The following is a 19,756-nucleotide window of genomic DNA, read 5'->3' on the forward strand; positions in this document are numbered from 1 at the left end:
GCAACCTATCCGCCGCCCCCGCCCGTCTCGACGTCAGTAGCAGACCGCCCCGTGCGCGGCGCTCTGGACCACCTTGCGGTACTTGCCGAGCACCCCGCGGGTGTACTTCGGCGGCAGCGGCTCCCAGCCCTCGGCGCGCGCCGCCAGCTCGGTCTCGTCAACGTGCACGTCGAGGGTCATGTTGGCCACGTCGAGCGTGATCTGGTCGCCGTCGCGCAGGAACGCGATCGGTCCGCCGTCGCTGGCCTCCGGCGCGATGTGGCCCACGCAGAGCCCGGTGGTGCCGCCGGAGAACCGGCCGTCGGTGATCAGCAGGACGTCCTTGCCGAGGCCGGCGCCCTTGATCGCGCCGGTGATGGCGAGCATCTCGCGCATGCCCGGGCCGCCCTTGGGACCTTCGTAGCGGATCACCACGACGTCGCCGGCGGTGATCGTGCCCTCGGCGAGCGCGTCGAGTGCCTTGCGCTCGCCGTCGAAGACCCGGGCCGTGCCGGTGAAGGTGGAGTCGTCGAAGCCTGCGCTCTTGACGACCGCCCCCTCGGGCGCGAGCGAGCCCTTGAGGATGGTCAGGCCGCCGGTGGCGTGGATCGGGCGGTCGAGCTGGCGCAGGATCTCGCCGTCGAGCGGCTTGGGGTCGAGGTCGGCGAGGTTCTCCGCCATCGTCTTGCCGGTGCAGGTGAGGACGTCGCCGTGCAGGTGCCCGGCGTCGAGCAGCGCGCGCAGCAGCACCGGGATGCCGCCGACGCGGTCGAAGTCGGTCCACACGAAGCGGCCGAACGGCTTCATGTCGGCCAGGTGCGGGACGTTGCGGCCGATGCGGGTGAAGTCGTCGAGGGTCAGGTCGACCTCGGCCTCGCGGGCGATCGCGAGGAGGTGGAGCACGGCGTTGGTGGAGCCGCCGAGCGCCATGGCCATCGCGATGGCGTTCTCGAAGGCCGGGCGGGTCATGATCTGGCGGGCGGTGATGCCCTGTCGCAGCATGTTGACCACGGCCTCGCCGGACTTGTGGGCGAAGCCGTCGCGGCGGCGGTCGACGGCCGGCGGGCTCGAGCTGCCCGGCAGCGACATGCCGAGCGCCTCGGCGACGCTGGCCATCGTGTTGGCGGTGTAGGCGCCTCCGCACGCGCCCTCGCCGGGACAGATGGCCCGCTCGATCTCGTCGACCTTCTCGCGGCTGATCTTGCCGGCCAGGCACGCGCCGACCGCCTCGAAGGCGTCGATGATGGTGACGTCCTTGCCGTCGACCTGCCCGGGCATGATCGTCCCGGCGTAGAGGAAGACGCTGGCCAGGTCGAGGCGCGCGGCAGCCATCAGCATGCCCGGCAGCGACTTGTCGCACCCGGCGAGCAGGACGGAGCCGTCGAGGCGCTCGGCCATCATCACGGTCTCCACGGAGTCGGCGATGACCTCGCGGCTCACCAGCGAGAAGTGCATGCCCTCGTGGCCCATCGAGATGCCGTCGGACACCGAGATCGTGCCGAACTCCAGCGGGAAGCCGCCCGCCGCGTGCACCCCGTTCTTGACCGCCTTGGCCAGCCGGTCGAGGGAGAGGTTGCAGGGGGTGATCTCGTTCCAGCTGGACGCGACGCCGATCTGGGGCTTCTCCCAGTCGTCGTCGCCCATGCCGACCGCCCGCAGCATGCCCCGGGCCGCGGCCTTCTCGAGCCCGTCTGTGACGTCGCGACTGCGGGGCTTGATGTCGGGTCCGTCGGCTGCGTGCGTCATGCCGTCAGGCTAGTAGCCCTCTCTCGGGGCCGTGCACGGTGTCTCACCGGGACGCCGAGGCGCTCCTCACGACGTTCGTCGAGATGCTCGGCCTCAGCGGCCAGCTGCCACACCGACGGGTGGTCGTCCGGGGTGCCGTGGACCAAGCGCAGGAGGCGTCGCCAGAACGGGCACGTCGTGGCTCGGATCGACGGGTCCCGCCGCGCCCGCGAGCGGTCGCGCGCACGGTGGTACTCGACCATCGTCGTCATCGGCGGTCGCGGGGTCCACCACCCGGTCGCCCTCAGGTCGGCGTGGGCGGGGAACCGGCTCCCGCCGTGCGTGCGGGCTCCGTCGTCCCGCATCGGCGTCACCTCCTCCCCCGTCTCCTCGTCGCGGTAGGTCACGGTGAGGCCGGCCATCCTGAGCAGCTCGTGCAGCACGCACGCCCGCGGACTGGTGCGCCCGGTCTCCCACCGCGCCACCACCGACTGCGAGACGTCGATCAGCGCGGCCAGCCCGCGCTGGGAGACCTCCAGGATCCGCCTGACCCGGCGGACCAGGCCGGGTATCCCGCCGTCGAACGGCCCCATCTCGAACCACTCCCACTCCTGCTCGGTCCACTCCGCCATCTCCGCGCTGGACGCGTCGTCGCGCCACGTCGTGCTCCCGCTCCCCATTCCCATCCCCGGCCTCCTGGTCGTGATCGCCTCGTCGCTCCATCACACGGCCGGCGACCGACAGGACCGGCGCGCCCTCCCCAGCGGCCCCCGAACTGCCCGAACGCCCGCCCCTGTGGACGTTCCCCGGCCCACCCCGGGCGACCGCCCACAGTCCGCCTCGGCCGGACTGGACCCTGAGTCTCTGACGGACTCACGGCGCAGCGGCGCGTTCGGCGCGCGCCGCGGAACGCGCCTTGAGCCTTGAGTCGCTCAGAGACTCAATGCCCAGTGCGGCGTGGGAGAGGGCGGGGCGGGCGTGGGTGGGACGGCCTGCGCGTGCCCGGCAGAGGGCGCGGCTGCGTCAGGGGAGCTTCGCGGCGCGGACCACGAGCACGTCCGGCAGGTCCTTGTGGATCTCCTGCCAGGATGCTCCCTCGTCGGGCGAGGCCCAGACGCCGCCGTTGCGGCCGCCGAAGTAGAGACCCGGGACGTCGTGGTCGTCGACGCACATGGCGTCGCGCATGACGGCGGTGTAGTAGCCGTCGGGCAGGACGCCGTCGCCCAGCGGCTCCCACGACGAGCCGGCATCGGTGGTGCGGTAGACCCGGGCGCGCCCGTCGACGGGCCACCGGGCCTCGGCGGCGGTGATGGGGAAGTTGTAGGCGGTGTCGCCGCGGTGCGGGTGGGCGACCATGGCGAAGCCGAACTCCGTGGGCAGCCCCGGGGCGATGTCCTGCCACGAGGCGCCGCCGTCGTCGGAGCGGTAGACGCCACCGTGGTTCTGCAGGTAGAGCCGCTCGTGGTCGGCGGCGTCCCGGGCGACCTTGTGCACGCACTGGCCGAACTCGGGGTAGTTGCGCTCGCCGGGGAAGAACTCTGCCTTCACCCCGGTGTTGGAGGGCTGCCAGGTCTCGCCGCCGTCGGCGCTCGCGTAGACACCGCCGGTGGACAGTGCGGCCAGCACGCGCGAGGGGTCGTCCGGGTGCGGCAGGATCGTGTGGAAGGCCTGACCGCCGAAGCCCGCGTTCCACTCCGCGCGGTGCGGGTGGTCCCACAGACCGCGCACCAGCGAGAACGTCTCGCCGCGGTCCTCGGAACGGAAGATCGCACCGGGCTCGGTGCCCGCCCACACCACGTCGTCGCCGCCGTCGCGGGAGGGTCCAGGCTGCAGCTGCCACACCCGGGCCACGGTGGCGCCCGTGTCCTCCGGGAAGCGGACGGCCCCGTTGAGCGTCTCGTCCCACGTCTCGCCGAGGTCGTCGGAGCGCCAGACCTGCGGTCCGAGCCAGCTCGACGAGGCCCCTGCCAGCAACCGCGGCGCACTCCCCCGGGTGTCGGCCATGACGGAATAGACCTCCTCCATCGGGAAGTGCGGGCCTGTCCAGTCCCACGACTGTCGGGACTCGTCCGAGGTCCCGAGCCACATGCCCTTGCGGGTTCCGACCATGAGCAGGGTGCGCGACACGGTGAACCTCCGGGTGCGGACGATGACTATTCCGATTAGGAACACTACTCTCGGAGCATCATGAGTCAAGACCTTCCGGTGACCGGCTACGCGATCCTCGGCCTCCTCACGTTCGGCGACGAGCTGACGGGCTACGAGATCAAGCAGCGCGCAGACATCACGCTGCGCTTCTACTGGGTCTCGCCGGCGATGAGCCAGATCTACACCGAGCTGCACCGCCTCACCGACCGGGGCCTCGTCCGCGCCGACGTCCGCCCCGAAGGCGGACGGGAGGTGACGTCGTACGCGATCACCGACGCCGGGCGGACGGCGCTGCGCACCTGGATGGACCAGACGCCCGCCGGCTTCCCGGTCCTCAAGCACACGGTCCTGCTGCGCCTGCTCATCGGCCACGTGAGCGAGCCGCACCAGACCAGGCAGATGCTGCGCGACTACATCGACGAGCTGCAGCAGGCCGCGTGGGACCTCGCCGACGTACGCGCGGCGCTGAAGGGCTCCGACGGGCCCGGCGAGCCGTTCCGGTTCCCCTCGCTCGTGGCCGACTGGGGCCTGGACTACTTCGCCGCCGAGCAGCGGCACGCGCGCCGGGCCCTCGCCAGCCTCGCGGCCGACGAGCCCACTGAATGACGACGGCTGAATAGGGTGGCCGGGTGACCCGGCGACCCAGCAGCGCCCTGCTCGGGCCGGTCGGCCTGGTGCTCGTGGGCATCCTGTCCGTGCAGCTCGGCGCGGCGATCGCCAAGGGGCTGTTCGACGAGATCTCGCCGACCTCGATGGTGTGGCTGCGCCTGGTCACCAGCGCGCTGGTGCTCGGCGCCATCACCCGCCCCCGGCTCACCGGCCGCACGCGCCGGGACTGGCTGGTCGTGCTCGGGTTCGGCGCCAGCCTCGCCACGATGAACTGGGCGATCTACCAGTCCATGTCCCGGATCCCGCTGGGGATCGCGGTGACGATCGAGTTCATCGGGCCGTTGTCGCTCGCCATCCTCGGGTCGCGGCGCGCCCGCGACCTCGTCTGGGTCGGCCTGGCCGGTGCCGGGGTCGCGCTCCTCGGCATCGAGCGCACGGGCCTCGACCTGCTCGGCGTGGCCTGCGCCCTGCTCGCCGGCGCGGCCTGGGCGGCGTACATCCTGCTCAGCGCGAGCACCGGCCGCCGGTGGGACGGGCTCGACGGGCTCGCCGTGGCCAGCGTCGTCGCCGCCGCGGGGATGGCCCTGCCCGCCCTGATGAGCGCCGGTACGTCACTGTGGGACGGCCGTCTGCTGCTCCTCGGAGCGCTGGTGGGACTGCTCAGCTCGGTCATCCCCTACAGCTGCGAGCTGATCGCGCTGCGCAGCCTGCGTCCCGCGGTCTTCGGGATCCTGATGAGCCTCGAGCCCGCAGCCGCGGCCCTCGCAGCGATCGTGGTGCTGCAGGAGCACCTCTCGCCGCTCCAGTGGCTGGCCATCGCCTGCGTGGTGGCGGCATCTGTCGGAGCCACCCGGTCCGGGTCCGCCCCCGGCGGGACGCCCGGCCGCCGCGACGGTGGCGGCGGTGAGCATTGGACAGCACCCGGCACACTGGCGACATGACGAGCAGCCCCCTGAGATCGCGACTGCTCCTCAGCTCGCTGGTCCTGGCGCTCGGCGTCACCGCGGGCTGCGCGAGCACCGAGCCCGACCCGATGCCGCGCACCACCCAGCCGACGGACCTGCCCGAGCAGCCGACGCCCACCGAGGCGCCTGGCTCGGAGTCCACGTCCGGGGCGTCGTCCGGCCGGCCCGAGGTCGTCGACACCCTGGTGGAGGACCTGGAGGTGCCGTGGGGGGCTGACTTCCTGCCCGACGGCACCGCCGTGGTCACCGAGCGCATCTCCGGCCGGGTCCTCGGCATCGACGAGGGCGGCGAGGTCACCACGCTCGGAACGATCGCGGACGCTGCCCCCCAGGGCGAGGCCGGGCTGCTCGGCGTCGCCGTGTCGCCGGACTTCGACTCCGACCGCACGCTCTTCCTCTACCTGACCACCGCCACCGACAACCGCGTCGTCAAGGCCCGGCTCGACGGCACCCGGCTCGGCAGCCCGACGGTCGTCCTCGACGGCATCCCGGCCGGGTTCATCCACGACGGCGGCCGGATCGCGTTCGGCCCCGACGGCCACCTCTACGTGACGACCGGCGAGACGGGTGACCCCGACCTCGCCCAGGACCCCGAGAGCCTGGCCGGCAAGATCCTCCGGATCACTCCCGACGGCGACCCGGCGCCGGGCAACCCCGACCCCGACTCCCCCGTCTGGTCGCTGGGCCACCGCAACGTCCAGGGCCTGGCCTGGGACGACGAGGGCCGGCTGTGGGCCTCGGAGTTCGGCGACTCGGAGTGGGACGAGCTCAACCTCGTCGAGAAGGGCGGCAACTACGGCTGGCCCCGCATCGAGGGGGCCGGCGACGACCCGGACTACGTCGACCCGCAGGTGGTCTGGCCCGTCGACCAGGCCTCGCCGAGCGGCTTGGCGTTCGCCGATGGGCACCTCTGGATGGCCGGTCTCCGCGGCCAGCGCCTGTGGCGCATCGCGGTCGCCGAGGACGGCGAGGCGGCCAAGCCCTGCGCGTTCCTCACCGAGGAGTTCGGCCGGCTGCGCACCGTCGCCGCGGCGCCCGACGGCCTGCTCTGGGTCACCACCTCCAACCGCGACGGGCGGGGCCAGCCGACCCCGGCCGACGACCGCATCGTCCGCGTCCGACCGTGACCCAGCACTGACCCGGCGCTGACCCGGCCGCGCTGCTCAGCCCGGACGTACGACGGCGCGGCGAGCCGCCCGGCGCAGCGTGGTGAGGATCGCCGGGCCCAGCACCACGATCGCGATGCCGGTCGTGATGGCGCGACCGGTGTCCCAGCTGCCGGTGGAGGTGAGGAGCGTGTAGACGAGGAACCGGTGGGCGTTCTCGAGCAGTGGCGCGCCGGCGACGTAGGCGAGCGAGCCCTCGTGGCCGGGGACGACGATGCCGAGCGCGAACGGCCAGAAGCTGAGGTTCATCAGCATGCCGAAGAGGTAGGACGCGACGACGGCGTAGACCACCAGCATCGCGATCTCGGCACGACCGCCGACCCGGCGGGGCAGCAGGCCCGCGCCCATGCCGACCCAGGCCGAGCAGATCATCTGGAACGGCAGCCACGGGCCGACCCCGGCGGTCAGCAGCGCCGAAGCGAAGATCGAGGTGCACCCGAGCACGAACCCGAACCCCGGCCCGAACACCCGTCCACCCAGCACCAGCAGGAAGAACACCAGCTCGATGCCGCCCGTCCCCGCGCCGAGCGCCCGCATCACGGCGTTGATGGCGGACAGCACGCCCAGAACGGCGAGGACGCGCGCGTCCATGCCGCCCTCCCCCATCTCCGCGAGGACGACGACCATCACGAGCGGGAGCAGCGCGAGGAAGAGGAACGGCGGCTCGACCCGCTCCCCGGGCTGCACCTCCAGCAGCAGTGGCCAGCACAGCATCATCAGCCCCGCGACGGAGGCCAGGATCAGCACGGCCGCCGTGCGCGGCCCGATGGGCAGGGCGACCCCGGACGCGACGTCGGACCGGGGCCGGTCGACGGTGCTCACGGGCCCTCCCCCATGCCGTCGCGCGTGGCCGCGCGGTCGGCCAGGGCGGCCGCGACCTCCTCGACGACCAGCCACGGCGGGCCGAGCACCTTGGTGACCTGCGGGGCGAACGACGGTGACTCGGCCAGCACCCGGCGCGGCGGACCGCTCGACACGACCTCCCCCTCGGCCATCACGACCACCTCGTCGGCGACGTGCGCGGCGAACTCCACGTCGTGCGTCGCCAGCAGGACGGCGTGGCCGTCGGCGGCGAGGCCCGCGACGATGCGGGCCAACTCGGACTTGCCGGCGTAGTCGAGGCCGCGGGTCGGCTCGTCGAGCAGCACGACGGGCGGCCGCGCGGCGAGCACGACGGCGAGCGCGAGCGCGAGACGCTGCCCCTCCGACAGGTCACGGGGGTGGATCGTCTCGTCGATCCCCGGGGCGAGGCGGTCGAGGAGCGCGCGGCAGGTGCCGGGACCGGCGTCGGCACCGGTGTCTGCCGCCGCGCACTCCTCGGCGACGGTCTCCAGGTAGAGCAGGTCGGCGGCGGTCTGCGGCACCAGCCCGACGTGGGTACGCCGCGCCGCGGGCGCGAGCGTGGCGGGGTCCTCGCCCGCGACGTCCACCGAGCCCGCCCGTCGCTTGCCGGAGCCCTGGAGCGCCCAGATCAGGCTGGACTTGCCCGACCCGTTGCGCCCCATGAGGACGGTGACCCGGCCCGAGGACAGTGTCAGGTCCACCTCGCGCACGGCGACGTGGGAGCCGTGGACGACGGTGACCCCGCGCGCGACGAGGAGGGGGTCGGCGGCGGGCTGCGGCACTGGCACGGCGGGGGTGAGCTCGGGGAGCGAGCGGGCACGCCGCCGCGCGTCGCGCACGGTGAGCGGGAGGGGTTCCCAGCCGGCCAGGCGGCCGAGCTCCACCAGCGGTGGTGCGACCGGCGAGTCGGCGAGCACCACCTGGGGGTCGTCGACGCGGATGCCTCCGTCCCCCGTCACCAGGCAGATCCGGTCGGCGAAGGGCACGACCCGCTCGAGCCGGTGCTCGGCCAGTAGGACCGTCAGGCCCAGGTCGTGCACGAGCCGGGTGATCGTCGCGAGGACGTCCTCGGCGGCGGTCGGGTCGAGCGCGGAGGTCGGCTCGTCGAGGACCAGCACCCGCGGGCTGGTGGTGAGGACCGCGCCGATCGCGACCCGCTGCTGCTGGCCACCGGAGAGCGTACGGAGGTCGCGGGCCCGGAGGTCGGCGATCCCCAGCAGGTCGAGGGTCTCCTCCACGCGGCGTCGCATCGTCTCGGGAGCGGTGCCGAGCTGCTCCATGCCGTAGGCGAGCTCCTCCTCGACGGTGTCGGCGACGAACCCGGCGAGCGGGTCCTGCCCGACGTAGCCGACGAGGTGCGCCCGCTCGCGCGGCGGCTGCTCGACGATGCTGCGTCCGTCGAGCAGGACGTCCCCGGTGAGCATCCCGCCGGTGAAGCGCGGGACCAGCCCCGTGACGACGCCCAGGAGCGTCGACTTGCCCACCCCCGTGCGCCCCGAGACGAGCACCAGCTCGCCCTCCTCGAGGCTCAGGTCGACGCCGGCCAGCACCTGGCGCCGGTCGTAGCGGAAGCCGACGTCGCGCAGCTCGATGACCCCGGCACCAGGGGTGCGTGGCGCGCTCATGCGGCCGCCTCGCGTCGTACGGGGGCCGTGGCAGGCACCGGGGTGGTCACGGCCGGGAGCGTGCCGAGGACGCCGAGCACCAGGGCGAGCGGCGAGAGGTAGGGCGCGACGTCCACACCGGGGTAGGCGACCGCGACCTCCGTGTGGCTCACGTACCAGGCCAGCACGGCGACGGCGACGCCCACGCCCGCGGTGACGAGCTCGGGCCCGCGCCACGGGTCGGGGCGGTAGCGGGTGCGGTGCACGCGGCGCCCGGAGCTGACCATGCCGAGCACCGCGACGCTCGCGCCCGCCGCCAGCATCGGGAGCGCGAGGACGCGGGGCGCGGTGGGGTCGAGCCAGGCGTACGTGCCGACGCAGATGCCGGTGAGGGCGAGCAGGAGCAGGGAGCCGGTCGTCCATCGCTCTCGGGCCGTCGCGCCGCCCGAGCGGCCGTAGCCGCGGGCGTCCATCCCGGCGGCCAGGGCAAGGGAGCGTTCGAGAGCGTCCTCGAGCACCGGCACCAGGAAGCGGCGGAGCCGCCCGACGCCCGAGGTCGCGCCGCCGCGGAGCGCCTGCGCGGCGCGGACGCGGCGGGCGCTGTCGGCGAGCTGGGGGAAGATCGTCACCGCGACGACGAGGGCGGTGCCGATCTCGTAGAGCGCGGGCGGCACCGACGCGAGCAGGCGCTTGGGGTTGGCCAGCGAGTTCGCGGCGCCGACGCACAGGATGATCGTGGCCAGCCGGAGCCCGTCGTAGAGGCCGGCGAGGAGGGCCTCGCTGGTCACCGGCCCGAGCAGCCGGACGCCCGCCGCCCAGTCGGGCAGCGGCACCTCCGGCAGGTCGAGCAGGACGTGGCCGACCTCCTGCCCGCCGAAGACGATGCGGAAGACGACGCGCAGCACCACGGTCAGCAGCGCCAGGAGGACGTAGAGCCGGAACGATCGACCGAAGGGATGACCGGATCGGCGCGCCATCACGACCACCGTCGCCGACCCCATGACGAGGAGCAGCAGCAGCGGGTTGGTGGTGAGCGAGGCAGCAGTGGCCAGCCCGATCGCCCAGGTCCACCAGGCGAGCGGGTGCAGGTCACGCGGCAGCGCCGCCGATCCGGTCACGGGCGTCAGACCCCCCGTCGGCGGCGCGTCACGACCGCACCGACCGCGATCGCGACCCCGAGCAAGCCGAGCACGCCCCAGGTGAGGGCGGCCGGCACCCGCGTGGGCGCGTCGGCGCTGGGCGTGGCCGCCTCGGAGGACGCACCCGGCGCCTGGCCGTCGGAGGCCTCGCCGTCGGCGCTGGACGTTGAGTCTCCGGGAGACTCACCGCGCCCGGACCCCTTCGCCCCCTTGGCCGACTCCTTGTCGGACAACGTGTCGGAGTCCTTGTCCGACCCCTTGTCCGACCCCTTGTCCGACCCCTCGCCCGATCCGTCGCCGGCACCGTCGGGACCCTCGCTGCGCCGTGAGTCTCCTGGAGACTCACTGTCCAGTGCGGGCGCGGAGGGGTCGCCGGACGCGCTCGGGGACGATGACGCCGACGGGCTCGAGCCACCCCCGGAGCCACCGGAGTTGGTGGCGGGGCCGCTGGGCTGCGAGCCGCCGCCCGAGGCGCCGGATCCACCCGATCCGCCTCCGGACCCGGCGGAGCCGCCGGTGCTGGGCGAGGCGCTCGGGGAGGTGCCCTGCGAGGGCGACGGCGTCGGGGACGACGGGGACGGGGAGGGCGACGGGGTCGCGGTCTTCGTCACCGGGGGCGCGATGCCCGGCGGGACGTTGGAGCCGGCCGAGCGGTCCTGCTGCCACGACCACGCCACCGAGCCGCTCGCCGGCACCGTCTGCGAGCCGACGCCGGAGGAGGAGTAGGTCCACGCCGCCTTCGACCCGTCGGCCCACCACATGCCCCAGTAGGCGTTGGGCGGGGAGGTGTTGACGCACGGGTCGCTCGCGGGGACGCCGTTGATCCGGCACACGAAGCCGGGCTGACGGGTGGCGTAGGTGATGTCGACCCCAACCGAGGCGAAGATCGCCGCGGCGCTCTTGCCGCCCCCGTCCGCTGCACAGGCGGTGACCATGCTGCCGCCGAGCTCGCGATAGTCGACGACCACGCTCACCCCGCCCCCGGAGGCGCAGGTCGCGGCGCCGGCCGGGGACGCCGCCCCGAGGGCGACCGCGGGAGCGAGGACCAGCAGCAGCGCGACGAGCACGCGGTGCACGGCGCGGGCCGTCATCGCGACGCCACCGTCGTCGAGCCGGAGCGCAGGGCGGCGAACTGCCCGACGGCCCGGATCCGGACCTTACCCCGCCCCCCGGGCAGCGCGACGCGGGCGAGGAACCTGCCCTTGGCGTCGGCGCGACCCGTGGCGACCGTCGTGCCGGCGATCCGCAGGCGCACCTTCTCCCCTGCGGCGAGACGACGGACCAGCACCCGCGTGCGGGGGCCGTCGCTGGCGAGCGTGGACACGGCGAGGGTCCGCTTGCCGAGCACGCGGACCCGGCCGGTGGCCCGGCCGTCCGAGCCGGTCAGGACGTACGTCGCCGCACCGGTCGTGCGCGGCAGCCGCACCACGCGGGCCAGCACGCCGTCGGAGCCGACGACGACGGTGGCGCCCGAGATCCCGGGACCACGGAGGGCGAAGCGGGCGCCCGGAGCCGCGCCGATCACCTCCAATGCCACCTTGCTGCCGCCCTTGCGGAAGCCGGCCGGCCCGGCGAGGCGGACGCCGGCGACCGACCCGCGCGCGGACTCGGCCGCCCCGACGAGGACGGTGTGGGTGGTGGCGCCGTCGCGGCCGGTGAGCGTGTAGGTCGCCGCGCCGGCGGCAGCGGGAAGGACGACCAGGGCGGTCAGGATGCCGTCGGAGCCCACGACGGCGGTGCGGGTGCCGTCGATGCCGGGCCCGGTGAGGCAGAAGCGGTCCCCCGGCGCCCCGCCGGTCGCGGTGAGGGTGGCGGTCGATCCCGGCTCGCTCCCGGTGGAGGTCGCGGTGAGCGCCTTCGCCGAGCCGCGGGCGTGGGTGAGACCGGCGACGGCCTGCACCGTCGCGCGCCACCACTGGTCGCGGCCGGCTCCGATGCCGGCCGTCGCGGCGCCGCCCAGCGCCGCCCGGTCGTAGGCGAGGGCCCCCTCCTCGTCGGCGAGCGGCGAGCCGTCCGGCTGGGCGCCGACCTGGAGCGTGGCGACCCAGTCGGCCGCGCGTCCGGACCGCTCGCAGGCGCCCGTGACGGCGAACGCGCTCGCGGCGAGCCCGGTGCTGTTGGTGTTGGGGTCTGGGGTGAAGGGGCTGCCGCCGAACGAGCCGTCGGCGCGCTGGGTGGTCGCGAGCCACTCGACGGCCCGGGTGATCGCCCGGTCGACGGCCGCGGGCCGCGGCGAGACCTTCGCGAGCTGGACGACCGCGAAGGCGGTGGCGTCGGTGTCGGCCGGGTCGGTGCCGTCCACGCATGACTGGTCCGCCGCGGTGGCGTCGGGCGTGAAGAGCACGCGGAAGTAGCCGGACGCGCACTGCTGCTGCAGCAGGAAGTCGGTGGTGGCGGCGGCCTTGGCGGACCCCGCGACCGACAGACCCCGTGCGGCCAGCGCCTGGCCGAAGAGGTTGGCGTAGTCGCCGTAGGCCGACTCGTCACGCAGGCGGCCTGCGCTCGGACCGCTCGCGACGACTCGCGCCTCCGTCTGGGCGACGAGGTCGACCCCGCCGTAGGTGCGCGGGTCGGCGCCCGAGACCTGCGCGAAGACCATCGACTTGGCCAGCGAGCCGGCGTAGCGCTCGGTCGCGGACGGCGCGGCGTACTCCTCGACCCGGCCGGCGAGCGAGGACCGGATCTGGCGCACCATGGCCTGGTCGCCGCCGACCTCGTCCATGCTGAGCCCGATGTCCATGGTCAGGCCGAGGTCCTCGAAGTCGTAGGTGTCGTTGTGGATGACACCGCCGGTGAGCTGTGTCGCCAGCCAGCCGGTGGCCGCGCGCGCGGCCCCGGATGCCGGGGCACCGGCGGCGCCTGCCGCGTGGGCGGGCGGGGCGAGGAGCGGCTGCGCGAACGTGGCAGCGGCCAGGGTGAGAGCGAGACCCGACAGGGCGGATCCCGACGCGGAGAACTTCATGGTTCCTTCCCTCGCTGCAACAACGAGGGAGGGGGCAACGGCCGGTCCGCCCTCGCTGCATTCCTCGACAGCGATGGTGATCAAGACGCGTCGAGGCAGGTGTTCCGGCTCGCACGGGATCGCTCCCGTGCCCACGGTTGCGGGTCAGCGCCGGTTTCGGACCGGCTTTCCCCAGCTCGGGCGTGTGTGGTGCCGACCCGGACGGGACGGCCCGTGCAGCGTATCCCCCGCCGCTGCCCGGACGCACCTCGGCCCGGCGTCGTGGGACGCCGGGCCGAGGTGATGGTGCCGTGCAGCTGGTGGTGCCTTCAGGAGTGCGTCAGTTGCGCACTCGCAGCGACGTACGCGCCTCGTCGTCCGCGGTCTTCACGAGAGCCACGCGGCGCTGGTTGCCGGTCGGCAGCACGAGCTTGCGCACGATCTTGCCGCCGTTCTTCTTGCCCGTCAGGTGCAGGAAGTCGCCCTTGACCTGCAGGCAGGCGCTCTCGCTGGGAGCGAGGCCGAAGACCCGGAACTGGACGCGGTCACCGGCGCGGGCCTGCTTGCGCACCGAGACGATCCGCAGCTTCTCCGTGCTCGCCGGGGCGAACTGGAGACCGAGGATCGCCTGTGCGGTGGCCCGACGCCACTCGTCGCGGGCCGTGGCGGGGATGCCGGTGGTCTCGGCGGGCGCGATCTCCTGCGGGCGGTAGGCCACCGCCCCCGTGTCCTTGGTCAGCGCGGTGCGGCACTTGAACTTGTCGACCGGCTGGTTCTTGCGCACCCACAGCGCGGCCTTGAGCGCCGCGTCGCGGTTCTTCAGCAGGCCGAGGGCGTAGCCGCCGAGGGCCGTGGTGTTGGTGTTGATCTTGCTGACGGGCGCGGCGGCGCGGAACGCTCCGCTCCCCCTCTGGCGCTTGGCGAGCCACGTGCCGGCCTTGGCCAGCGCGCCCACGACGGCGGGGCTGGTGTCGCCCGACTCGACCAGGTTGATCACCGCGAGGGCGGTGGCGTCCGGGTCGGCCGCGCTGCCGGCCGCGCCCTCGGTGCACGACTGGTTGGGCACGTCGGCGTTGGCGAAGGCGACACGGAAGTAGCCCGACGAGCACTGCTGCTTGAGCAGGAAGTCACGCGCCGCGGCGGCCTCGGTCGACTGGGCCAGCGTGAGGACACGCACGGCGTAGGACTGGCCGATCACGTTGGCGTAGTTGCCGGACGCCGACTTGTCGAAGATCCGGCCGGCGATGGCGGCGGCCTGCGGCTGGGCGGCGGGGTCCGCCGGCACGTCGGCGGTGCGCTCCTGGAGGCGGGCGATCAGGTTGACCCCGCCGTAGCTGGTCGGGTTCTGCTTGGCGGTCCAGGCGAACACGGCGGCCTTGGCGAGCGGACCGGCGTAGGACTCCGTGGTGCCGTCGCCGACGTAGTCGGCGATGCGCGGCTCGAGGGAGTTGTTGATCGCCGTGATGGTGCCGCCCTGGTTGGCGACGGTCGAGAGGCCGAGGCCCGTGTCGACCGTGAGGCCGAGGTCCGGGCCGGACTGGCCGACGATCAGCCCGTTGCTGAGCTCTCCGGCGAGCCATTGGGCGGCGATCGTGGACGGGGTGCTGTCGGTGTTGACTGCGGCCTTGGCGGCGCGCAGGGCAGGCGTGGGCTCCGCCGACGCGGGCGGAGCGGCGAGTACGCCGACCCCCAGGGCTGCGGTCGACAGGGCGACCAGAGCCGTGCGGACGGGTCGAATGCGATGGTGCATGACTTCCTTCCCGCTCGCAGAGGTCGTCACGGCCGCAGGCCGCGGCCGACCACTCCCCCGGTGCTGCGAGCGTTGGTTGGTGATGTGACCAATGTGACTCGCCATCACCCTAACAAGTTGTCTAGACCTGGCGGTCAACACCGAATCCGCCGAAAGTCGCCCTCAGGTGAGCTTCTCCAGGATCAGCTCGCGGACCCGTCCGGCGTCCGCCTGCCCGCGCATCTCCTTCATCACCGCGCCGATGAGGGCACCTGCCGCGGCGACCTTGCCGTCGCGGATCTTGTCGGCCACGTCGGGGTTGGCGGCGATCGCGTTGTCCACCGCCGCGCCGAGCGCGCCGTCGTCGGAGACCACGGCCAGGCCGCGCTTCTCCACGACCTCGTCGGGCGTGCCCTCGCCCGCGAGGACGCCCTCGAAGACCTGGCGCGCGAGCTTGTCGTTGACGACCTTCTCGTCGACGAGCGCCTGGATGCGCGCCACGTCGGCGGGGGTGATGGGCAGGTCGACGAGGTCGACGCCGTCCTCGTTGCTGCGGCGGGCCAGCTCACCGAGCCACCACTTGCGGGCGGCCTGGGGGGCGGCGCCCTCGGCGATGGTCTGCTCCACGAGCCCCAGCGCGCCGGCACCGACGGTGTCGCGCATCTCGAGGTCGCTGAAGCCCCACTCGGCCTGCAGTCGCGCCCGGCGCACCGTGGGGTTCTCCGGCAGCGTCCCGCGCAGCTCGTCGACCCACTCGCGGCTCGGGGCCACGGGCACCAGGTCGGGCTCGGGGAAGTAGCGGTAGTCCTCCGCGTCGGACTTCTCGCGGCCGCTCGTGGTGATGCCGGTGTCCTCGTGCCAGTGGCGGGTCTCCTGCAGGATCGTCCCTCCGCTGCTGAGGATCGCGGCGTGCCGCTGCATCTCGAAGCGCACGGCTCGCTCGACGGAGCGGAACGAGTTGACGTTCTTGGTCTCGGTGCGGGTGCCGAGCGTGCCGGTGCCCTTGGGCGCGAGCGACAGGTTGACGTCGGCGCGCAGGTTGCCCTGGTCCATCCGGGCCTCGGACACGCCGAGCGCGACGATCAGCTCGCGCAGCTGGGCGACGTAGGCCCGGGCCACCTCGGGCGCCCTGGCCCCTGCGCCCATGATCGGGCGGGTGACGATCTCGATGAGCGGGATCCCCGCGCGGTTGTAGTCGACCAGCGAGTAGTCGGCGCCGTGGATGCGCCCGGTCGAGCCGCCGACGTGCAGCGACTTCCCGGTGTCCTCCTCCATGTGGGCGCGCTCGATCTCGACCCGGTAGGTCTCGTCGTCGCCCCCCTCGACCGGCACCGTGACGTCCATCCAGCCGTCGAAGCAGATCGGCTCGTCGTACTGCGAGGTCTGGAAGTTCTTCGGCATGTCCGGGTAGAAGTAGTTCTTCCGGGCGAAGCGGCACCACTCGGCGATGTCGCAGTTGAGCGCGAGGCCGATGCGGATCGCGGACTCGACGGCCTTGCGGTTGACCACGGGCATCGCCCCGGGCAGGCCGAGGCAGGTCGGGCAGACACCCGCGTTGGGCTCGCCGCCGAAGACGGCCGGGCAGCCGCAGAACATCTTGGAGGCCGTGTTGAGCTCCACGTGGACCTCGAGGCCGAGGGCGGGGTCGTAGGCCGCCAGCACGTCGTCGAAGGGCATCAGGGTCTCGGTCACGTCAGTTCACCTCGGCGGTCGGGGCGCCGGCCAGCGCCGGAGCCTTGTCGAGCAGCGGGCCGCCCCACTGGTCGGCGTGCAGGGCCTCCAGGGCGGCACCGACGCGGTAGACGCGGTCGTCGGCCAGGGCGGGGGCGAGCACCTGGAACCCGGTCGGCAGGCCGTCCTCGTCGGCGAGGCCGTTGGGCACCGAGATGCCCGGGACGCCGGCGAGGTTGGCGGGGATGGTGGCGAGGTCGTTGAGGTACATCGCCATCGGGTCGTCGAGCTTCTCGCCCAGCCGGAACGCGGTCGTCGGGGCGGTCGGCGACACCAGCACGTCGACCTCGCCGAACGCCGCGTCGAAGTCGCGGCTGATGAGCGTGCGGATCTTCTGCGCCTGCCCGTAGTAGGCGTCGTAGTAGCCGCTGGACAGGGCGTAGGTGCCGAGGATGATGCGGCGCTTGACCTCGTCGCCGAAGCCGGCGTCGCGGGTCGCGCGCATCACCTCCTCGGCGCTCGGCGGTGTTCCGTTGGGGGCAGCCTCGGGGGTCACCCGGAGGCCGTAGCGCATCGCGTCGAACTTCGCGAGGTTGCTCGAGGCCTCGGCGGGGAGGATGAGGTAGTAGGCGGCGAGGGCGTGCACGAAGGACGGGCACGACACCTCCACGACCTCGGCGCCGGCCTCGACCAGCAGGTCGACCGACTCCTGGAAGCGCGCCATCACGCCCGGCTGCCAGCCGTCACCGGCCAGCTCGGTGATCACGCCGACCTTGACGCCGCTCATGTCGCCGGCGGCACCGGCCCGCGCGGCCTCGGTGAACGAGGGCCAGTCCTGCTGGATCGAGGTGGAGTCGCGCGGGTCGTGACCACCGATCACGTCGTGGAGCATCGCCGCGTCGAGCACCGTGCGGGTGACCGGCCCGGCCTGGTCGAGGCTGTTGGCCAGCGCGACGAGGCCGTAGCGCGACACCCCGCCGTAGGTCGGCTTCACGCCGACGGTGCCGGTGACGGCGCCGGGCTGGCGGATCGAGCCGCCGGTGTCGGTGCCGATGGCCAGCGGCGCCTCGAACGCCGCGACCGCGGCGGCCGAGCCGCCGCCGGACCCGCCCGGGATCCGGTCGAGGTCCCACGGGTTGCGGGTGGGTCCGTAGGCCGAGTGCTCGGTCGAGGAGCCCATCGCGAACTCGTCCATGTTGGTCTTGCCCAGGATCGGCAGGCCGGCCTCGCGCAGGCGGGCCACGACCGTGGCGTCGTAGGGCGGCACCCAGCCCTCGAGGATCTTCGAGCCACAGGTGGTGGGCAGGCCGCGGGTCGTCAGCACGTCCTTGACGGCGATCGGTACGCCGTCGAGCGGGCCACGCGCCTCGCCGCGGGCGCGACGGGCGTCGGACTCGGCGGCCTCGGCGAGGGCCCCGTCGCGGTCCACGTGCAGGAAGGCGTGCACGGCCCCGTCGACGGCCTCGATGCGGTCGAGGTGGGCCTCGGTGAGCTCGACCGAGGTGACCTCGCCGGCGGCGAGGCCCTCGGCGAGGGCGGCAGCGGTGCTGCGGGTGACGTCGTTCATCAGGCCTCCTCGCCCAGGATCCGCGGGACGGAGAAGCGGTGGCCCTCGACCGCGGGGGCGCCGGACAGCGCCTCCTCCGCGGTCAGGCCGGGCACCACCACGTCGTCGCGGAAGACGTTGGTCAGCGGGAGCGCGTGCGAGGTGGGTGGCACGTCGTCACCCGCGACCCCGTTGATGGAGGCGACCGAGTCGAGGATGACGCTCAGCTGGGGGGCCAGGTGGTCGAGCTCGGCGTCGGAGAGGTCGATGCGGGCGAGCATGGCCAGGTGGGCCACCTCGTCCCGGGAAATCTCGGGCATGGGGTGATCCTAGGTCCACCCCCGGTGCGCGCCCGCCCCCGGTCGGGGCCCGTGGGCGGATCGTCGCGACCGTGTCGACGATCGCCTCCGCGAGCCGAGGACGGGCGTGCGAGTCACTCAGCAGCTCGACCGCTTCTCCGCGGCCTTGCAGGTGTCGTTGCCGCCCCGGCCGCGCGCGATGTCGAAGCCCTTGCCGCCGTCGAGCCGGTCGGGCTGCGAGGAGCCGGTCATCACGTCGGCGCCGCCGCGGCCGTAGATCTTCACGCGGTGGTCGGGGTCGGCGGTGATGACCTCGGAGTCGTTGCTGCCCTTGAAGATCGACAGCGTCCGGGCCGGCAGCACGATGTCGCTGAACCCGTTGATCCTGCCCTCGACGGTGGCGGGGATCAGGCCGCGGATGGTGGTCCTCTTCAGCTGGTCGATGCGCACCGTGGGCTTGACGGCCAGGTTGGAGCTGGGCAGCAGCCGCAGCTTGTCCTGCCCGCCGTTGCCCCGCGCGGAGAAGCCCGACTCGGTGGGGAGCGGGAAGGTGACGGTGTCGACGCCGCTGCCGCCACGGAGCTGCTGGGGCAGCTCGGAGGTGGACGTCAGGGTGTCGGACCCGCTGCCGCCGACGAAGGAGTCGGAGCCGGACGTGCCGCTCAGGGTGTCGTCGCCGGCGTCGCCGTAGAGGCGGTCGTTGCCCACGGCGTCGGACGCGTCGGCGAGGATCGTGTCGTCGCCGCCCCGGCCGAAGACCGTGTCGTCGCCCCCGCGGCCGTGGATGGTGTCGGCGGAGTTGGTGCCCTTGACGGTGTCGGCGTGCGGGGAGGCGATGAGCCGGACGCCGCCGTCGAAGCCGGTCACGGTGTCGTTGCCGTCCGCGGTGATGGGGACGGTCGCGGCCGCGCCGAAGTCGACCACCACCGGCGCCGGCGCGTGGACGTAGGTCACGCCGTCGGGCGTGACGGTGGTGCCGTCGCTGGCCGGGCGCGGATCGTGACCGAGGTCGATGGCGTCGTCGCCGGCTCCGCCGGAGAGGGTGTCGCCCGTCTTCACCACCCGCCCGAACTGGTCGGTCCGGACCAGGTCGGCCTCGCCGTAGAGGCGGTCGTTGCCGTCGCCGCCCATGATCGTGTCGGCGCCCTCTCCCCCGCAGATCACGTCGTTGCCGCCGAGCCCGCGGATCGTGTCGTTGCCGCCGCGGCCCACGATGACGTCGCGCTGCGGGGTGCCGGTGAGGGAGTTGGCCTTGTCGTCGCCCACGATGGTGGCCCGCAGGCCGCCACAGCTGGGCGCGGCGTACGCGACGGGGGCCACGGCGAGCGGCGCGGTGAGACCGGCCGCCGCGACGACGGCGGGGACGAGGTGACGGGCGAGGCGCATGCTGAC

Annotated in this window: 16 protein-coding genes and 1 riboswitch; of the genes, 3 read left to right on the forward strand and 13 right to left on the reverse strand. The window is 73.6% G+C overall.

Translation table 11 applies throughout. From position 1 onward, the window contains the following. Nucleotides 1–33: 33 nt before the first annotated feature. The 3 genes from ilvD to AC54T2_RS12470 form a co-directional block, all read right to left on the reverse strand. Nucleotides 34–1,725, reverse strand: coding sequence for a dihydroxy-acid dehydratase (ilvD, locus tag AC54T2_RS12460; protein ID WP_186340835.1), 1,692 nt, complete (start codon nt 1,723–1,725; stop codon nt 34–36). Further along, a complete protein-coding gene (locus tag AC54T2_RS12465; RefSeq protein ID WP_496666327.1) occupies nt 1,722–2,390 on the reverse strand; it encodes a helix-turn-helix domain-containing protein in 669 nt (222 codons plus the stop codon). Before AC54T2_RS12465 ends, ilvD begins: the two co-directional genes overlap by 4 nt. A 337-nt stretch (nt 2,391–2,727) precedes the next feature. Then, the gene (locus AC54T2_RS12470; protein ID WP_496666328.1) at nt 2,728–3,831 is read right to left on the reverse strand and encodes a WD40/YVTN/BNR-like repeat-containing protein; all 1,104 of its coding nucleotides are present in this window, start codon (nt 3,829–3,831) and stop codon (nt 2,728–2,730) included. A gap of 60 nt (nt 3,832–3,891) precedes the next feature. Here AC54T2_RS12470 and AC54T2_RS12475 point away from each other — a divergent pair, with 60 nt between their 5' ends. The 3 genes from AC54T2_RS12475 to AC54T2_RS12485 are packed head-to-tail and all read left to right on the forward strand — an operon-like array spanning nt 3,892 to nt 6,553. Next, on the forward strand, nt 3,892–4,458 hold the full coding sequence (locus AC54T2_RS12475; protein WP_496666329.1) for a PadR family transcriptional regulator: 567 nt from the start codon (nt 3,892–3,894) through the stop codon (nt 4,456–4,458). Nucleotides 4,459–4,481: 23 nt separating this feature from the next. Then, complete coding sequence (locus tag AC54T2_RS12480; protein WP_496666330.1) at nt 4,482–5,402, forward strand: EamA family transporter; 921 nt, start codon at nt 4,482–4,484, stop codon at nt 5,400–5,402. After that, complete coding sequence (locus AC54T2_RS12485) at nt 5,399–6,553, forward strand: PQQ-dependent sugar dehydrogenase (protein ID WP_496666331.1); 1,155 nt, start codon at nt 5,399–5,401, stop codon at nt 6,551–6,553. Before AC54T2_RS12480 ends, AC54T2_RS12485 begins: the two co-directional genes overlap by 4 nt. Nucleotides 6,554–6,589: 36 nt before the next feature. On the opposite strand, the gene AC54T2_RS12490 is transcribed toward AC54T2_RS12485, so the two are convergent. The 10 genes from AC54T2_RS12490 to AC54T2_RS12535 all read right to left on the reverse strand — a co-directional run bounded on the left by AC54T2_RS12490 (nt 6,590) and on the right by AC54T2_RS12535 (nt 19,750). Beyond that, complete coding sequence (locus AC54T2_RS12490) at nt 6,590–7,414, reverse strand: ECF transporter S component family protein (protein ID WP_241005150.1); 825 nt, start codon at nt 7,412–7,414, stop codon at nt 6,590–6,592. Continuing rightward, on the reverse strand, nt 7,411–9,060 hold the full coding sequence (locus AC54T2_RS12495) for an ABC transporter ATP-binding protein (protein WP_496666332.1): 1,650 nt from the start codon (nt 9,058–9,060) through the stop codon (nt 7,411–7,413). Before AC54T2_RS12495 ends, AC54T2_RS12490 begins: the two co-directional genes overlap by 4 nt. Next, the gene (locus tag AC54T2_RS12500) at nt 9,057–10,157 is read right to left on the reverse strand and encodes an energy-coupling factor transporter transmembrane component T (RefSeq protein WP_186340829.1); all 1,101 of its coding nucleotides are present in this window, start codon (nt 10,155–10,157) and stop codon (nt 9,057–9,059) included. The genes AC54T2_RS12495 and AC54T2_RS12500 overlap by 4 nt, the downstream gene beginning before the upstream one ends. Before the next feature lie 5 nt (nt 10,158–10,162). Then, nucleotides 10,163–11,269 (reverse strand): hypothetical protein, encoded by a 1,107-nt coding sequence (locus AC54T2_RS12505; protein WP_496666333.1) that lies wholly within the window; start codon nt 11,267–11,269, stop codon nt 10,163–10,165. Then, nucleotides 11,266–13,140: a prenyltransferase/squalene oxidase repeat-containing protein gene (locus AC54T2_RS12510; protein WP_496666334.1), complete on the reverse strand. Its 1,875-nt coding sequence runs from the start codon at nt 13,138–13,140 to the stop codon at nt 11,266–11,268. The genes AC54T2_RS12505 and AC54T2_RS12510 overlap by 4 nt, the downstream gene beginning before the upstream one ends. 77 nt (nt 13,141–13,217) lie before the next feature. Beyond that, a riboswitch (cobalamin riboswitch) is annotated at nt 13,218–13,356 on the reverse strand. A gap of 103 nt (nt 13,357–13,459) precedes the next feature. Further along, entirely contained in the window at nt 13,460–14,869 is a 1,410-nt protein-coding gene (locus tag AC54T2_RS12515) for a prenyltransferase/squalene oxidase repeat-containing protein (RefSeq protein ID WP_186340826.1), read from the reverse strand. A 162-nt stretch (nt 14,870–15,031) separates the two neighbouring features. After that, nucleotides 15,032–16,540: an Asp-tRNA(Asn)/Glu-tRNA(Gln) amidotransferase subunit GatB gene (gatB, locus tag AC54T2_RS12520; protein ID WP_206054395.1), complete on the reverse strand. Its 1,509-nt coding sequence runs from the start codon at nt 16,538–16,540 to the stop codon at nt 15,032–15,034. Nucleotide 16,541: 1 nt separating this feature from the next. Beyond that, nucleotides 16,542–18,086 carry an Asp-tRNA(Asn)/Glu-tRNA(Gln) amidotransferase subunit GatA gene (gatA, locus tag AC54T2_RS12525; protein WP_496666335.1) on the reverse strand — a complete coding sequence of 515 codons (1,545 nt, stop codon included), beginning with the start codon at nt 18,084–18,086 and terminating at the stop codon, nt 16,542–16,544. Then, nucleotides 18,086–18,385, reverse strand: a complete 300-nt coding sequence (gene gatC, locus AC54T2_RS12530) for an Asp-tRNA(Asn)/Glu-tRNA(Gln) amidotransferase subunit GatC (protein WP_489974804.1) — start codon at nt 18,383–18,385, stop codon at nt 18,086–18,088. Before gatC ends, gatA begins: the two co-directional genes overlap by 1 nt. Nucleotides 18,386–18,502: 117 nt before the next feature. Beyond that, a complete protein-coding gene (locus AC54T2_RS12535) occupies nt 18,503–19,750 on the reverse strand; it encodes a calcium-binding protein (RefSeq protein ID WP_186340823.1) in 1,248 nt (415 codons plus the stop codon). Nucleotides 19,751–19,756 lie beyond the last annotated feature (6 nt).

It is taken from the genome of Nocardioides sp. Z35_8, from assembly GCF_059621125.1.

Excerpts from the sequence above, each read along its gene's own strand:
- ilvD (WP_186340835.1), bottom strand. The coding sequence starts at position 1,725 with ATGACGCACGCAGCCGACGGACCCGACATCAAGCCCCGCAGTCGCGAC.
- AC54T2_RS12465 (WP_496666327.1), bottom strand. The coding sequence starts at position 2,390 with ATGGGAATGGGGAGCGGGAGCACGACGTGGCGCGACGACGCGTCCAGC.
- AC54T2_RS12475 (WP_496666329.1), top strand. The coding sequence starts at position 3,892 with ATGAGTCAAGACCTTCCGGTGACCGGCTACGCGATCCTCGGCCTCCTC.
- AC54T2_RS12485 (WP_496666331.1), top strand. The coding sequence starts at position 5,399 with ATGACGAGCAGCCCCCTGAGATCGCGACTGCTCCTCAGCTCGCTGGTC.
- AC54T2_RS12495 (WP_496666332.1), bottom strand. The coding sequence starts at position 9,060 with ATGAGCGCGCCACGCACCCCTGGTGCCGGGGTCATCGAGCTGCGCGAC.
- AC54T2_RS12505 (WP_496666333.1), bottom strand. The coding sequence starts at position 11,269 with ATGACGGCCCGCGCCGTGCACCGCGTGCTCGTCGCGCTGCTGCTGGTC.
- AC54T2_RS12510 (WP_496666334.1), bottom strand. The coding sequence starts at position 13,140 with ATGAAGTTCTCCGCGTCGGGATCCGCCCTGTCGGGTCTCGCTCTCACC.
- AC54T2_RS12515 (WP_186340826.1), bottom strand. The coding sequence starts at position 14,869 with ATGCACCATCGCATTCGACCCGTCCGCACGGCTCTGGTCGCCCTGTCG.
- gatA (WP_496666335.1), bottom strand. The coding sequence starts at position 18,086 with ATGAACGACGTCACCCGCAGCACCGCTGCCGCCCTCGCCGAGGGCCTC.
- gatC (WP_489974804.1), bottom strand. The coding sequence starts at position 18,385 with ATGCCCGAGATTTCCCGGGACGAGGTGGCCCACCTGGCCATGCTCGCC.
- AC54T2_RS12535 (WP_186340823.1), bottom strand. The coding sequence starts at position 19,750 with ATGCGCCTCGCCCGTCACCTCGTCCCCGCCGTCGTCGCGGCGGCCGGT.